The following is a 15,056-nucleotide window of genomic DNA, read 5'->3' as shown; positions in this document are numbered from 1 at the left end:
CATTATGAAACGATTACTGGACTGTAATGCATCTGATTTCAAAGGCATGTCCGGCCGGGATCTGAAACAATCCATCCAGGCAAGTGAAGGCCGGGTGATGCTCGCAGAGACGATGGCCACAGTGCCCCCACTCTATCCGGACATCACCAATGCAGAACTGGCCGCTTCATTCGGAGCGGACATGCTGCTGTTCAACCTGCTGGATGTCTTCGAACCGAAAGTAGAAGGACTGGAGCCTTCTGCCGACTTGGAGTTGATGCAGGAAATTAAACAGCTTACAGGACGGCCGATCGGACTCAACCTTGAGCCGGTCGATCTCGATGCCGAGGAGATTGAAGCGCTCGACACCATCAACCGCGGACGCATCGCATCCAAGGAAGCACTAACGGCTGTAAAGACCCTTGGTTTCGACTTCATCTGCCTTACCGGCAATCCAAAAACGGGTGTCTCAAATGATGAGATCGCCCTAGCCATAGCGCGTGCCCGGGAGATATTCGGTGAAGATATATTGATCATCGCCGGCAAAATGCATGGAGCTGGTGTAGCAAATGAAACAGGCAGTACAATCATCACCAATGAAACCCTCAACACTTTCATCCGTGCAGGCGCCGATGTCATTCTGATGCCGGCACCCGGCACGGTGCCCGGGATCACCGTAGAAGACGCCCAGCAATATACCACCCATATCCATTCACAAGGTGCACTTGTTATGTCAACGATTGGTACCAGCCAGGAAGGTGCTGATGCCGCGACTATCCGCCAGATTGCCTTGAACGCCAAGATGGCCGGTGCCGACATTCATCACATCGGAGATGCGGGCTTCTACGGAATCGCAGTGCCGGAAAACATTATGGCCTACTCGATTGCCATCCGTGGCCGCCGCCATACTTATGTGCGCATGGCCCGCTCCATAAACCGGTGAGGATGCACGCAGCTGATGTATCCTGGTGATATGCCACAGACATAAATGGAACACCACCAGGTAATAGAACCCAGGAGGATAAATGTGATGATCTATACAGTTACTTCGACGCTGCCCGAACAGCACGGCGGAAGAACGAAATCATTGTTGAGCAGAATCAAACTGCTGCAGGATGAACTCGGTGTCCAATCGACGATCCTTACGACCAATTACAATATCAACTATCCTGATATATATGAGGTGTTCAGAAAAAGGGACGTTGTGCATGAGAACACACAATTTGAAAACATATACGATTGGCTCTCAGGCTATAAATTATTCGATATAAAGAAAACGTTGATCATAAACAAACCCAAGATAACCGAAAGTGAAGTTGACATTGAAGGGTTGACTGCAGAACGTGTCGATGACGATACTGTGCGCTACTACAAAGGTGACGAATATACCCTCTACCGCAAGTTTCATGAAGATTCCCGCGTGCTTAAATTTGAGGATTTCATGAGTCCCATATCCAAGAAAAAAGTCGAGAGGAGAAGCTACAACAAATATGGCGATCTCCACCAGATCACGCGGTACGACCCAAAAACCTTCCATAAAATTTCAGAAGAATTTTATGACGTCCATGGAGATGTCTACTGCATCAACCATTACACCATCAAAGACGATGAACCCCGTCTTTCCTTAATAGAACTGCTGAAAGATGACAGACCCTATAAATTCTTTGCGATGAGAAAAAACTATTCCAATATTATTTCGAAGAAAGATTCAGTGAAGGTGATATTGTCTTCAATGACGCCCGTCTGCTCGACCGCCCGCTCCTCTCCAATGATAGCGGGACGAAAAATGTTCTGGTCTTCCACAGTTCCCACCTGGCTGACACAGGGGAAGGGATACGCGGCTCCTATAAATACGCTTTGGGAAACAGCGACAAGGTTGCAAGCTATCTCGTATTGACACATCATCAAAAGGAAGACATTCAGAAAGTGATGGACATATCGGACGAGAAATTCAGCGTCATCCCCCATTTCCTCACCCCGAGTAAAACGGTCAGGGGGAAGGTTAAAGAACAGTTTGTCTATATAGGCCGTTTCAGCGCTCAAAAGCAGCTCGACCATCTGGTCCGGGCTTTCAAAATATTCAAGGATGCAGGATATGAAGAAAGACTCGTCCTTTACGGCATGGATGAAGGAAATCAACTCGCCTCACTCAAGAAACTTATCGCAGAACTCGAGTTGACAGACCATGTGGACATCCATGGCTTCACCAACAACCCTAAAAAGGTATTCGCTGAATCCAAAGCTTCTCTGCTCACAAGCAAATTGGAAGGGTTCGGGTTGACGGTCATGGAAAGTATAGATGCCGGGTGTCCGGTCATATCCTACGACGTCCGATACGGCCCCCGTGAAATCATTGATGAAGGCAAAACGGGCTATCTGGTCGAGCCCCAGAACATCGAAGCATTCGCTGAATCGATGATGAAGATATCCGATAATGGCCTGGAATCAGTCGAGATAAGTGATAGGCTCCATAAGGAGACCGCTGTGGAGAATTACAGAAGGTTGCTCGGACAGCTGTAAATTTTCATATAGATGGCCAAAACAGAAATAACCCTCGGGATACATATATACGTCCCGAGGGTTATTTCCATTCAACTACATTGCTTTCCTGACGCGTTCAAACAAGACATGGTTTTCAAGATGGACGTGATCGAATGTATCCTTCTCAATTTTTTCAAGTCGTGTATAGACAAGTCGGTATGTGCCACACGCCTCACTGTGCGGTGTGAAATCGGAAGTGATCTGACGCAGTTCTTTTAGTATATTGCCTACCGTTTCATGTTCGCCTTCCAATTCACTGACGTGCGGCTGAAGTTTATCACTTATTTCTGATGATGGATTTTCCATGTATTGAATGATCATCGGGAAGACGACATGGTCTTCCTCTTCTGTATGTGTCATCATCTCACTGCGCAGCTCCTTATACAGTTCCTGCAGACGGACAAGATGGGGTTCGTTCGGACCATGCTTGCGTGCAAGCTTTGTGACATACGGACTGAGCGCCTGGAATTCATCCAACAGTTCCTGGTGGTATCTGTTCTGGATGAAGGTGATGATGCCTTTTTCATCAAGATATTTTGGCTGTATGCCGGACTCGTCGCGCGTCTCTATTGCGTTTATCTCTCCCATCAAGCCCTCTAAGTCGAGGCCGCGGGCCGCCACTGCTTCTGATAGTGAAATCTTACCGCCACAACAGTAGTCAATTCTATTTTTCCTGAATATATCTGCGCTTTTTGGAATTTCATTAACGATGTCCCGTACCCACATTCCGTGATTTACAGTTGTCATGATAACCCTCCTGTTTTAAACATTCATTTTTTATACATGTTTAATATAACACACATTTTTCTACTGTGATTGCGTTTTCAATGTGATTTGTTGAACATTTAGTGACAATGATAAGTCAATGAAATGGCCATAAGGTTTCTAAATTAAATCATATATTTTTACACTTGCATTATTCTGGTCTCACAACATATTCATCCACATAGTTTCATTGATAAAAAAATCACACCCTATCCCTTGTACGGTCTAGTATTACAAGTATATAGTGATAGCGCTTTCAATTGTTTTATAGAAATATTATTTCATCTATAATTAAAATAAATTTCACGATAACTTACGTCATAACAGTTTGACACTTTGGTGTGCTCTATGTTTAATATAGTACTGTTGAAATATATTTCATAATAAAAATTTAAAATCTGTCATTCCGGTGTATAGCGCCGGAGTGGCCCGCAACTTCAAGAAGGAGAGATTTGTTTGAGTAATCAACAAGAACCGCTGAAAATCGGGTTTGCCTATGTAGGGGTAGTGCTCGGTGCGGGGTTTTCTACAGGTCAGGAGATCCTGCAGTTCTTCACCAACTACGGTATGATGAGTTACTGGGCGGTCCTGCTTTCAGGGATGGTCACGATGTTCATCGGACGCCAGGCATCAAAGCTCGGCAATCGTCTGGATGCGGATTCGCATCTTGAACCGATCAACGAACTGTTTGGGGAAAAGCTCGGAAAGGTCATCGACTACATACTCGTCTTCTTCCTCTACGGCGTCATGGTCATAATGCTTGCAGGTGCCGGTTCGGCCTTCAATGAAAGTTTCGGCGTGCCTTCATGGCTCGGTTCGCTCATCTTGGCCATCGGTGTTTTCATCACATTGAACATGAGCTTCAATAAGATTCTTGTAGCGCTCGGTGCTGTCACACCTTTCCTGATCGCTTTCGTCATGATCATCGCAGCCTACAGCTTCTTCAATCCAAGCGTGCCATTTGCACAAGTGGAGGAATATACTGACGTGACGAAGACGCCTTCAGCCGCCTGGTGGTGGGATGCATTGACCTACAGCGGTATCGTCCTTGCGATGGCATTCAGTCTGTTGTCCATCATGGGCGCACAGGCGTCTGGCATCAAAGCAGCCCGTAAAGGTGGGTTATTCGGCGGTATCATGCTGATTCTATTGCTCGTGCTGATGAATGGCGGACTGCTCGCAAGGATTGACATCACCAACCCTTCTGAAATTCCATCGCTTGTCCTAGCACGTGAAATCCATCCTATACTTGGATTCGGGTTATCGATCGTCATGCTGCTGGTCATCTATAATACCGCAGTCGGCATGTTCTATCCGTTCCTGTCCAGATTTTCCGAGCCTTATACGAAACGCTACCGTCTGCTGCTCGGCGGCGGACTGATCTTAGGATATTTCCTGAGCCTGGTCGGCTTCGTCGGCCTCGTCAATTTCTTCTATCCAATCTTAGGTTATGTCGGATTGCTTCTCGGGGCTGCCTTAACCGTAAGGTGGGTCGCAAGCAAAGTATCGAGCAAACAACCTGCACAATAGAAATATCCCCATCGATGGACAAAAGCCACCGATGGGGATTTTTTAGCCTATGCTGCGAATCAGTACGGATATGATGTAGACCACAATCGCGCTTGAGACGAATATTATGGTGAAGCGCCAGTATTCACGGCTTGGATATTCCGTCACGCCAAGCTTTCTGAGTACGGTAGTGATCGTTGCTGCGGAAAAAGCGATGCCCCCGATGCCAAACAGCATGAACGAGAGGATGATGAGTAGATCTGTCATGGAAATCTCACTTTCTGAGTAGTATATCCATTACTCTATCAGATTCCTAGCTTCAGATATAGTTCAGCATATTCATATATGACAATAAAATGAGCACTTCAAGAGAGCATCATCCGCGCCTTTAGTGTATAATTACATTAAAGGCGTAATCACGTCCTAAAAGGAGTGGTAGCATGAAGAACTCGACCAGACTGCAGGAGTTTCCGACCATCCCCTATCTGTCTTCCGAGCTCCATAATCCACCCGTCTCAACGTACGAGCACACTTTAGGGCACTACCGCGGTGCCAAAGGCAGACCAAAGTTTTTGGACGATAGGCCAAAACGCAGTAAAGATGGACAGAAGAAACCCCACTCAAAATAATATTCTGAGTGGGGTTTTCGTGCTTATATTACTACTGCTTCATGTTGACGAAGACGCTTTTAACTTCTATATAGTTTGAAATGCCGTAATCTCCGCCCATTTCACGCCCAATGCCTGACTTCTTATAGCCACCAAATGGCATTGTTTCAAGTTCCAGGCCGAAGTCGTTGATCCACACGGTGCCGGATTCCAGTTTACTTGAAATATAGTGGCCAGCTTTTATGTTCTCCGTCCAGACGCTCGCGGCCAGACCGTATTCGCTGTCGTTTGCGCGTTTTATCACTTCGTCCACTGTATCAAAAGGCAGTATGGACATGACAGGGCCGAATATCTCTTCACGCGCTATCGTCATATCATCCTCCACATCGGCGAACACCGTCGGTTCTACGAAGTAGCCCTTACCTTCCGGACTGTTGCCGCCGGTGACCAGGCGTGCACCCTCTTCTTTTCCTTTTTCAATGTAGCCCATCACCGTCTCGAGCTGCTTCTTGGACACAAGCGGGCCCATATCGGTGTCGGCATCGAGCCCCGCACCAAGCTTCACCGCTTCTGCCCGCTTCTTCATCTCTTCGATCACTTCTTCATAGATCGGCCTTTGGACGAATACGCGTGTCGTCGCGCTGCAGTTCTGGCCATGGTTATACATCGTGCCGTCGAATATGCCGTCCAGTGACGACTCAAGGTCCGCATCAGCAAGGACGATGCTCGGCGATTTCCCACCGAGTTCGAGCGTGACGCCGGTTATATTCTCCGCCGCCTTCTCCATTATCGTCCGGCCCGTTGCGGTGCTGCCGGTAAAGGCAAGCTTGTCGACACCAGGATGCGTGTTCAAGGCGCCGCCCACTTCCCGGCCGGAACCGGTGATGATGTTGACCACACCGTCCGGGAAGCCGGCTTCCTTGAATAATCTGCCTGTATAGAGCAGTGAGAGAGGCGTCTCGGAAGCGGGTTTGATGACTACGGTACAACCTGCCGCAAGAGCTGAACCAAGCTTCCATCCCGCCATTGCGAGCGGGAAGTTCCACGGGATGATCTGGCCGGCGACCCCTACCGGTTCGTGGAGGGTGTAGGTGATATGTTCTGTTGAGACATTCGTCGTCTTGCCGGATATTTTGGTCGCCCATCCCGCGTAATACCTGAAATGCTGGATGGTGCCGTCTACATCATCTTCGAGGGCGACCTTGTAGGGCTTGCCGTTGTCCAAAGCTTCCAATTGGGCAAGTTCTTCACGGTTCTCCTCCAGCAGATCTGCGAATTTATGGATCAGGCGCTCCCTATCGGCCGGTTCCATGCGCGTCCATTCCCCATTATCAAATGCATCACGCGCCGCTTTAACCGCCTGATCGACATCTTCCTTCGTCCCCGCGTCAAGTGACACTATCTTCTCTTCTGTCGCTGGATTCGTCACATCGAATGTATTGCCGCTGTTTGACTTCCTGTATTCACCATTGATGTATTGTCCGCTTGCATTGTCAATGAATCGTGTGACATTGTCTTTCAATTCCATCATCTATGACACTCCTTAGCATATTAGAAATTTCTTAATACTCACATTATTGATTATACATATCTTTTAAAGGGATGTATAATTGAACCAGACATATCATACTAGGAGGCATAAATATGCTGACTCTTGAAAATCATGTTTCAAACGATCAGACGCTGGCATTGAACCATTACCTGTTCCATGGCATCCAGCTATTTAAATTCAACCAGCAGGAATTGAACCGTTACATAAAAGATAAATGCGCCGCCAATCCCCTTATCCTGATCGACGAGGAGAAGATGCCGCTCGAGACCTTGGCGTACCATCACGACGTAAGTGGCCCAGATATTCTCGCTGAGATGCTTCTCGATTTTAAGTGCACCCTCCCGCATGGCGACTTCGGGATCATCCGTACACTGATATACTCCTTGGATTCAAATGGATTTTTGGAAGCGGATCCACCCAACATCGCAGAGATGGAAGGTGTTCCGCTGGGCCAGGTGCATGTAAATCTCGAAAGATTAAAGACGTACGACATGCTTGGTGTCGGTTGCAGTGACGCGATGGACTATCTACGCTTTCAGCTTATAAATGACGGGAGCTATGATGAAGCACTGTTCCAATTGTTTTCGAGTCATCTGACATCGATTGCCCATGATGATTTCAGCTTTTTGGCGGACAGCACTGTCTCAAAGGATAAATTCCTTGATTACGTAGACCACATTAAAACACTCGGCCTGTCACCGTTGTCCTCTCGTGATGACGCAGCAATCGAGCCGGATGCCTTCATCATCCTTGGAGCAGATGATGACATCCATATCGAAATTCCTGATCATCTGGTGGGCAGCATCACATTCGAGCCGCTTACATTGTCTGCTGAGGATCCTGAATTCGACAAATTGATGGATGGATTCCAGAGGGAATATGAAGAGCTCGTCTCGATCATGAATGCCAGAAGCCGATATATGCATGAAGTCTTGAGCGTAATCGTCTTTATGCAAAAAGAGTATTTGTCGGGCAGGAGCAGTTATCTTGAGACCCTTGACCAGACCATCATTTCGGATAACACTAGCCTGAGTCCAGCTACAGTAAGCCGACTCCTCGTCAATAAGTACATCTCCACCCCGCTTGGCGTCATGCCGCTTAAGGCTCTGCTGTCGAAAGAAGCCGTGTCCGGTGCTTCCCGGAGCAAAGTGATCAATATGATCCGGCAGATTGAGGGCTTCCCTGGAATGCCGGATGCCCGCATATCCAAAATTCTCGAGCAGCGCAATATCTATATTTCCCGACGCACCGTCAATAAATACAAAAATGAGATACTATCTGGTCTGAAAGAGGCGTAGGACGCCTCTTTTTTAATCCAATTTTTCCATATATGCCTTCAATTGCGCCGTCTCATCGTCAGTCAGTCCGAGCCGTGGCTTCCTGGAAGGCCCACCATTCAAACCTTTCAAGTCCATCGCTTTTTTGACGATTTGGACGAATTTCCCGGAATTCTCGAGGAACTCGCACAGCGGCAACAGATCTTTGTTTATCTCTTTCGCCGCCTCATAGTCACCCGCTTCGACATGTTCAAGCATCTTGGCCGCACTGTTTGGTGCAATGTTCCCGGCCACAGACACCCATCCCGTGGCGCCGTGCAGGAATGATTCCAATGCCAGATCATCAGAGCCGCAGAAGATATTGAAATTCGTATTTCTGGCGATATCTCTAAGCTTTCTTATATCTCCACTCGATTCCTTGATGTGCGTCACGTTGTCGAGTGTCTGATCGATCTTATAGATTGTTTCAAGATCGATATCTATGCCTGATGTGAATGGATTGTTGTACAGCATGACTGGAGTCGATACGTGGTCGTTGACATCCTTGAACTGGTGGTAGATTTCATTTGATGTCGGACCACCATAGTATGAGTTGATCACAAGCAGCCCGTCCGCACCATGCTTCTCTGCATGTTCTGCGTATTTCAGCATCTTATCCGTACGTTCATCGGAGACGCCTACAAGCAGCTGGGTATCTGTATCTTTAACCATTTCGCTGACCAATTCAACAATCTTCGCCTTTTCATCATCATCCAGCGAGACGAACTCCCCGGTGCTGCCGACAATGACCAATCCGGATACTTTCTGTTCCAGATAATAGGAAACGTTCTCCTTCAATCCTTCGTAGTTCACTGAATAATCTTCGTGCATCGGTGTGATGAGTACTGGGAAAACGCCTTTAAGTTGTTTGTTCATTGTTATTCTCCTCCATTATTTTAGTATCTTCTTTTTTCAATATGAATTTCCCTGTATAGCCGTAGATCAGTGTAATGATCATGACGAGGAATCCGTACCAGAAGAACGGCAAGTATACGAGAGTCGAGACGCCGAGCGTCGTCGCCATGAACACACCGCCATCGGACCATGGGACCATCGGCGTCGTTATGGTGCCCCCGGCCTCCGTATTCCTGGACAGCAGCGAGCGGTCAAGGTTGAGCCGGTCGTAGTTCTCCTCCGTTATCTTCGTGCCGGTCAGGAGCGACACGTATGCCGCACCGCCGAAGAAGACGCCGAAGAACGCGGCCATCATCGTCGTTAAAGTGACATTACCCGTGTTGGTCGCCCAATTGGCCAGAATGTTGCCGATCACTTCAAGCGCGCCGATCGACTGCAACAGTCCACCGACCCCGAGTGCCAGTATGATCAGTAGAATCACTTCCAGCATGAAAGTGACGCCGCCACGGTTAAGCAGGTTGTCGATGAACGGGATGCCTGTCTCCAGCGAACTGCCGCTGTAGAGCGTCTGTATAGCCTCGATGAATTCATACCCCTGGAACCATGTCGCCCACAAGCTGCCGAGCAGTGCGCCGAACATGATGACCGGCACCGAAGGCATCTTCAATATCAATAGCGCGATGACGACGAATGCAGGGATCAGCATCACCCATGAGATATTGAAAGTCTGTGACAGTCCCGCCATTGTCTCTTTGGCGACCGTCAGGTCACCACTGCCACGGGACAATATCGCCCCGACCACCCAGTACAGCAATGCTGAGATGATAAATGCCGGCACCGACACGTACAGCATCGATTTGATGTGGCGGAACAGATCAACCTTCGATAAGGATGCGGTCATAACTGTAGTGTCGGATAGTGGTGACATCTTGTCGCCGACGTAGCACCCTGAGATGACAGCGCCTGCCACCAGGTAGAGGGGCAATCCGAAGCTCTCGCCGATGCCCATCATCGCGATGCCGGCCGTGCCCGCGGCACCAAAAGACGTGCCGGTCGATAAGGCTGTAATCGTACAGATGATCATCGCCGCCATCAGGAAAATACTCGGACTGATGATGTTCAGGCCGTAGTAGATCAATGTCGGCACGACGCCCCCGGCAATCCATGAGCCGATCAGTGCACCGACTGCGATAAGGATCAGTATGGCCCCCATCCCTTCATGTATGCCCTGGAGCAGCCCACGCTCCATATGCAGGTAGGAATTTCCGAGATAGATGCCGACACCCATGATCATGAACCAGATGGTGAGCAGGGCAAGCTGTATCGGCAGTTCCAGTACGAGGATGAACGAAAACATGATGATGACGAACATCACAAGTATAAAAGCCAATATTTTGCCGCTTGGAAGTTTCCTTTCCCTTGTCCCCTTTGTCATATTAAAACCCCTTTGAATTATTTGATGATGAAGCCGCGCGTGTATATATCCGTTTCATCAATATAGAATTGTGAATTCGCTATGAAAAAGTATGGATGATGATACATGCCTTCATCCACTTCCACCACTGCGCCGTTAAAAGCTGTGACTACCGTGTCAGGACGGACGCTGTGGAGCAGGGAGATCACTTCATGGACCGGATGCGCCACGATATCACCACCTGCATCAAAGACCAGATGACGCCCTCGATTGATGTACACGGTATAGTCATGCTGGCCTTCACTGCCGAGTGTTTCTTTGATTTCAGCGAGATGGTCTATCTCCAATGCGACATCCGTTTCAAGCAGCGCGATTGTTTTATCACCCGACCGGAAGGATTTGCCCGCTTCAGCGACCTCGGCAAGAGGGGTGGATGCAAGTTCCCGGGATTTCAAATTGAATGTGCGTCCATCGCAGATGACGCTGTACGTTTCCCGCTCAGGCAGCCGTCCGCGGTCGACCAGAGTGCTGACCAGCGTCTTCAATAAAACTTGCTGGTTATGAACGCCAGCGAAACTGTCGATGTAAGTGTGGAGCGCCCCACCTTCCATATGATAGCCCATCAAATTGACATATTTGCTGCCACGGGGTTCCCGGGCCATCAGCTGCCTGACATCGAACCCTTCCGGACCATAATCGAGCTGATCAGTCTGCACGATGCGCATCAGTTGGCCATGGACATGTACGTCATAACTGTCTATCACTTTATTCATCAATCTAAGCCTCCTTATATTTCCGGAATAAGCAGGTACCCTTGGCTGAGCGGGTCATCCGGATCCATATAGAAATCATGCCTAGCCATCAGCCATGCCGAACCCGTTATCCTGACCTTCAGATAACCCACCCCGTCCTGCTCTGCCTCAGACAGTATCTGGGCTGAAAACTTCGACCCCGTTATGCTTTCATGGATGAACGCCTCCCCGACCTCCATGCGCCCTGCCTCGTGCAGCGTCGCCGCCTTGGCGCAGGTGCCGGTGCCGCACGGCGAGCGGTCGATGCCGCCTGGCGGCACGACGACGGCGTTCCTGACCGGATCACCCTCCTCGTAGAGCTCCATATGGGTCAATTTGTTGATGAAGGAGAAGGACGGATGCCTGACTTCGTGCGTATCATTGATGATATCTCTTATGGCCATGGCCTTCATCACGATTTCCTCGGAACGATCCACGTCAAGCGCCACACCGATATCTGAAGCCTTGATGATGCCGTAGAAGTTGCCGCCATACGCCACATCGCAGCGGATATCCGTGTAGCCGCCGGCATCGACATGCACTGTTTTGAGGTGGAATGAATCGGTACTGACGAAACTGACGGATTCGACTTTGCCATCCTTGACGGCGCACGTCGCCTCCACAGTGCCTGCTGGCGTATCAAGGACGATGGTGGTGATGGGTTCCTGCCACTCTACATATCCGAGTTCGACCAATGCTGTGCATGTGCCGATCGTGTCGTGGCCACACATCGGCAGGTAGCCGCCCGTCTCGATGAAGATGACGCTGAAATCTGCTGCATCATCCAGCGGCGGAAGCAGGATTGTCCCGCTCATAACGTCATGTCCCCTCGGTGGGTTGACCAGGAATTTGCGGATATGGTCATGGTTTTCTTTCATATCGAGCATCTTTTCCTGGATGGTCTGTCCTTTCAATTCAGGCATCCCGGCCACAACTGTCCGCGTCGGGTTGCCGCCGGTATGCGTATCGATGGTGACGAATTGTTTGCTGCCCTTCATGTATGTATCCCCCCTTTGAAACGGTTGATGTCAAGCGGTGACAAGTCTTCCTCTAGAGTGCCGTCGAGCATCTCAGCCATCCAATGGCCCGTCACGGCACACAATCCGATGCCGTCTCCTTCATGGCCTGCTGCCACATAGAATCCATCCACATCAGTTTCCGATACGATCGGAAGATGGTCCGGCGTCCAGGGCCTCAACCCCGAATAACTGCGGATCATGGACATGTCTTTCATACTTGGAAAGAAATGTATCGCCCGCTTGGCGATCAGTTTGATGATATTGTGGTCCACCGTATGGTCGTAACCGATGAATTCACGGCTGCTGCCGAGCAGGAAGTTCTGGCTGTCTGTGGCCTCATGGACCAGCGCGATGCCGTAATCATTCATTTCTTTATCCGCCACCCGTTCTTTACCGAACTTGGTCATCAGGTAGCCGAACTCCTGGATTTTCCGCGTGCCCATCAGCTCGGCCCGGCTTGATACAAGTATATGGCCTTTCCTTGGTGTGATCGGGATGTCGATTCCAAGCATCCGCCCGACATGCGGCGCGTATATGCCGGCTGCATTGATGACGCGCTTGGCTGTGAATGTCTTCTCATGCGAGCGGACGGTAAAGGCATCCCCATCCTTCTCGACAGACGTCACTGGTGTATATTCATAAATGTCACAATCTTTCTTTTTTGACTGATGGGCAAATGCATATGTCAGCATATAGGGGTTTAGTGTCGCATCATTCGTGCATTCTATCCCGCCCACAAGATGATCCGAGAAATGTTTGGAATCATTCTTAAGATCTTCACGGTCGAGCTTCCTGAAAAATACTGCCTTATCGTTTACCCCATTGTGCTGGTCGACCCAGCTGTAAGCCTGCTCAAGCTCCGCTTCATTCTCGCACAGGAATATGCTGCCTGGCTGCCTGTATTCAAAAGGCATATCCAGTGCGTCGGGAAGCGCGTGGATCAGTGCCTGGCTTTTTATCGCCATGCGGCTGTCGAAGCCTGGTTCCTTATCGATGAGCAGCACATTGCCATCACATTTTGAAGATGTGCCCGACGCAAGCCCCCTGCTTTCCAGGAGTGCCACTTTGAATCCCTTTTCAGCAGTATGGTAGGCGATGCTTGCGCCGATGATGCCGCCGCCTATTATCAGGACGTCATAATGCGGTCGATTCATAGTCTTGCCTCCCCTCTACTGACTACTAAGAAAAAAGCGTGCCACATTTAAATGACTGTATTTCTTTTGTAATTTAATATAAACTGTAAAGAAACATATAATTTATTAAAATTTCTGATAAAGGATGAATAAAATGTTTGAAAAGCACTTGATTGATGAATTGATCAACTTCCATCATCATTCCTTTACCATCATCAACAAAAATGAGGAAATCATCTATTTCAGCAAGCGCGCAGAAGAAATATTCAATATGCAGTCAAAAGAGATCAAAGGTCTTAAAATTTCCGATGTGTTCCATAAAGACAAACTCGTCATCCTCCAATCGCTGCGCAATAAGCGCATCATAGAAAAGAAGGGCCATCAGGCCACCCCGGAAATATTCGTCGATATCAAATCAGTGCCGCTCATCATAAATGGACAAGTGGAAGGGGCTGTAGTGTCGGAAGTCGACGTAACCGAAGAGGTGCGGCAGAAGGAAGAGATCAAGAAGCTGCAAACCCAAGTGGAGACGCTATCGACCAGCGTCAAAAAGATCCATTCCGAAGATCCGTTTAAAAGCATCGTCTATAAAAGTGCACAAATCGAAGGTGTCAAAAATCAAATACGCCAAGCGGCAAAAACAAAAGCCAACATACTGATCACCGGCGAAACTGGTGTCGGCAAAGAATTGTTCGCCCGGGCTGTACACGACCTTGCATTCAAAGATAAACCGTTCATCCCAATCAACTGTGGGGCGATCCCTTCACATCTATTCGAGTCCGAACTGTTCGGGTACGCAAAAGGGGCCTTTACCGGTGCGAATAAGCAAGGCAATAAAGGCAAGATAGAAGCGGCCAGGGGCGGCACGCTGCTGCTTGACGAAATCGGTGAGATGCCCATCGATATGCAAGTCAAATTCTTGAGGGTCCTGCAGGAGAAGCATTACTTCAAACTCGGCAGCACAGTCGAAGAAGCAGCAGACTTCAGATTGGTTTCCGCAACGAACAGAAAGATTGCCGATCTGCTTGCGGGTGATGATTTCAGGTCAGACTTGCTGTACCGCATCAATGTCATCAATATACATATTCCACCACTCAGAGAGCGTCCCGACGATGTCGAATCCCTATTCTTCTATTATCTGCTACAGATTTCGCAGAAATATGACATTGAGATGCGGTACGCGGATCGTCAACTCGTCAACTTGCTGAAGGAGTACCATTGGCCGGGTAATGTCAGGGAACTCATCAATATCGTCGAACGCCTCGTCATCTTCTCAGGCGGCTCCCACCTCGATCCAGACATTTTCCTCAAGTACTTGGATGAGGTGGATGAAGCGCGTCCGCACACCTATCCGAACCTGGACGGCGATACCGCATTGAAAGGATTCATCGAGCAGGCTGAGTCGGAATATTTAAGTCATATGCTCGACAAGTTCGGCTCCAACATCGAGCAGACCGCAAAAGCCCTGTCCATCAGCCGGCCGACACTCTACTCGAAAATAAAGAAATATAATCTATAGAACCCGTTACTTCGCCAATTTTATAATCCGACTGGCACAACTATTTCTTATTGAT

13 protein-coding genes and 1 pseudogene are annotated in these 15,056 nt (G+C 48.8%); 6 read left to right on the top strand and 8 right to left on the bottom strand.

The annotated features are described in order from the left end of the window. Window positions 1-4: 4 nt before the first annotated feature. Together ACZ43I_RS03280 and ACZ43I_RS03275 are read left to right on the top strand one after the other, a co-directional pair. Entirely contained in the window at window positions 5-922 is a 918-nt protein-coding gene (locus ACZ43I_RS03280; protein ID WP_344703884.1) for a DUF7916 family protein, read from the top strand. An 87-nt stretch (window positions 923-1,009) separates the two neighbouring features. Next, window positions 1,010-2,499, top strand: a pseudogene (locus ACZ43I_RS03275) (glycosyltransferase). A gap of 75 nt (window positions 2,500-2,574) precedes the next feature. Here ACZ43I_RS03275 and ric read toward each other — a convergent pair. After that, window positions 2,575-3,267: an iron-sulfur cluster repair di-iron protein gene (ric, locus tag ACZ43I_RS03270; protein ID WP_344703886.1), complete on the bottom strand. Its 693-nt coding sequence runs from the start codon at window positions 3,265-3,267 to the stop codon at window positions 2,575-2,577. Between the two features lie 474 nt (window positions 3,268-3,741). Here ric and ACZ43I_RS03265 point away from each other — a divergent pair, with 474 nt between their 5' ends. After that, on the top strand, window positions 3,742-4,815 hold the full coding sequence (locus ACZ43I_RS03265) for a YkvI family membrane protein (protein WP_344703888.1): 1,074 nt from the start codon (window positions 3,742-3,744) through the stop codon (window positions 4,813-4,815). Window positions 4,816-4,857: 42 nt separating this feature from the next. Here the strand turns inward: ACZ43I_RS03265 and ACZ43I_RS03260 are convergent, their stop codons facing one another. Further along, window positions 4,858-5,061: a hypothetical protein gene (locus tag ACZ43I_RS03260; protein ID WP_344703890.1), complete on the bottom strand. Its 204-nt coding sequence runs from the start codon at window positions 5,059-5,061 to the stop codon at window positions 4,858-4,860. A 173-nt stretch (window positions 5,062-5,234) separates the two neighbouring features. On the opposite strand from ACZ43I_RS03260, the gene ACZ43I_RS03255 reads away from it, so the two are divergent. After that, the gene (locus ACZ43I_RS03255; RefSeq protein WP_344703892.1) at window positions 5,235-5,423 is read left to right on the top strand and encodes a hypothetical protein; all 189 of its coding nucleotides are present in this window, start codon (window positions 5,235-5,237) and stop codon (window positions 5,421-5,423) included. Window positions 5,424-5,454: 31 nt separating this feature from the next. On the opposite strand, the gene ACZ43I_RS03250 is transcribed toward ACZ43I_RS03255, so the two are convergent. After that, a complete protein-coding gene (locus ACZ43I_RS03250) occupies window positions 5,455-6,933 on the bottom strand; it encodes an aldehyde dehydrogenase family protein (RefSeq protein ID WP_344703894.1) in 1,479 nt (492 codons plus the stop codon). 113 nt (window positions 6,934-7,046) lie between these two features. On the opposite strand from ACZ43I_RS03250, the gene ACZ43I_RS03245 reads away from it, so the two are divergent. Further along, a complete protein-coding gene (locus ACZ43I_RS03245; protein ID WP_344703896.1) occupies window positions 7,047-8,252 on the top strand; it encodes an RNA polymerase factor sigma-54 in 1,206 nt (401 codons plus the stop codon). 12 nt (window positions 8,253-8,264) lie between these two features. Here the strand turns inward: ACZ43I_RS03245 and dapA are convergent, their stop codons facing one another. The 5 genes from dapA to ACZ43I_RS03220 are packed head-to-tail and all read right to left on the bottom strand — an operon-like array spanning window position 8,265 to window position 13,503. Continuing rightward, window positions 8,265-9,146: a 4-hydroxy-tetrahydrodipicolinate synthase gene (gene dapA, locus ACZ43I_RS03240; RefSeq protein WP_344703898.1), complete on the bottom strand. Its 882-nt coding sequence runs from the start codon at window positions 9,144-9,146 to the stop codon at window positions 8,265-8,267. Further along, window positions 9,130-10,560, bottom strand: a complete 1,431-nt coding sequence (gene nhaC / locus ACZ43I_RS03235) for a Na+/H+ antiporter NhaC (RefSeq protein ID WP_344703900.1) — start codon at window positions 10,558-10,560, stop codon at window positions 9,130-9,132. Before nhaC ends, dapA begins: the two co-directional genes overlap by 17 nt. Window positions 10,561-10,577: 17 nt before the next feature. Further along, window positions 10,578-11,312, bottom strand: a complete 735-nt coding sequence (locus ACZ43I_RS03230; protein WP_344703902.1) for a hypothetical protein — start codon at window positions 11,310-11,312, stop codon at window positions 10,578-10,580. A gap of 14 nt (window positions 11,313-11,326) precedes the next feature. Further along, a complete protein-coding gene (locus tag ACZ43I_RS03225) occupies window positions 11,327-12,328 on the bottom strand; it encodes a proline racemase family protein (RefSeq protein WP_344703904.1) in 1,002 nt (333 codons plus the stop codon). Further along, a complete protein-coding gene (locus ACZ43I_RS03220) occupies window positions 12,325-13,503 on the bottom strand; it encodes an NAD(P)/FAD-dependent oxidoreductase (RefSeq protein WP_344703906.1) in 1,179 nt (392 codons plus the stop codon). Before ACZ43I_RS03220 ends, ACZ43I_RS03225 begins: the two co-directional genes overlap by 4 nt. Window positions 13,504-13,636: 133 nt before the next feature. Between ACZ43I_RS03220 and ACZ43I_RS03215 the strand changes: the two genes are divergently transcribed. Then, entirely contained in the window at window positions 13,637-15,001 is a 1,365-nt protein-coding gene (locus tag ACZ43I_RS03215) for a sigma-54 interaction domain-containing protein (protein ID WP_344703908.1), read from the top strand. Window positions 15,002-15,056: the final 55 nt, after the last annotated feature.

This window comes from Salinicoccus jeotgali (assembly GCF_055379195.1).
This window is presented reverse-complemented; position numbering and strand designations above follow the sequence as displayed.

What these genes read in the sequence shown, in the direction of transcription:
- ACZ43I_RS03280 (WP_344703884.1), top strand. Translation starts at nt 5, where the DNA reads ATGAAACGATTACTGGACTGTAATGCATCTGATTTCAAAGGCATGTCC.
- ric (WP_344703886.1), bottom strand. Translation starts at nt 3,267, where the DNA reads ATGACAACTGTAAATCACGGAATGTGGGTACGGGACATCGTTAATGAA.
- ACZ43I_RS03260 (WP_344703890.1), bottom strand. Translation starts at nt 5,061, where the DNA reads ATGACAGATCTACTCATCATCCTCTCGTTCATGCTGTTTGGCATCGGG.
- ACZ43I_RS03255 (WP_344703892.1), top strand. Translation starts at nt 5,235, where the DNA reads ATGAAGAACTCGACCAGACTGCAGGAGTTTCCGACCATCCCCTATCTG.
- ACZ43I_RS03250 (WP_344703894.1), bottom strand. Translation starts at nt 6,933, where the DNA reads ATGATGGAATTGAAAGACAATGTCACACGATTCATTGACAATGCAAGC.
- ACZ43I_RS03245 (WP_344703896.1), top strand. Translation starts at nt 7,047, where the DNA reads ATGCTGACTCTTGAAAATCATGTTTCAAACGATCAGACGCTGGCATTG.
- dapA (WP_344703898.1), bottom strand. Translation starts at nt 9,146, where the DNA reads ATGAACAAACAACTTAAAGGCGTTTTCCCAGTACTCATCACACCGATG.
- nhaC (WP_344703900.1), bottom strand. Translation starts at nt 10,560, where the DNA reads ATGACAAAGGGGACAAGGGAAAGGAAACTTCCAAGCGGCAAAATATTG.
- ACZ43I_RS03230 (WP_344703902.1), bottom strand. Translation starts at nt 11,312, where the DNA reads ATGAATAAAGTGATAGACAGTTATGACGTACATGTCCATGGCCAACTG.
- ACZ43I_RS03225 (WP_344703904.1), bottom strand. Translation starts at nt 12,328, where the DNA reads ATGAAGGGCAGCAAACAATTCGTCACCATCGATACGCATACCGGCGGC.
- ACZ43I_RS03220 (WP_344703906.1), bottom strand. Translation starts at nt 13,503, where the DNA reads ATGAATCGACCGCATTATGACGTCCTGATAATAGGCGGCGGCATCATC.
- ACZ43I_RS03215 (WP_344703908.1), top strand. Translation starts at nt 13,637, where the DNA reads ATGTTTGAAAAGCACTTGATTGATGAATTGATCAACTTCCATCATCAT.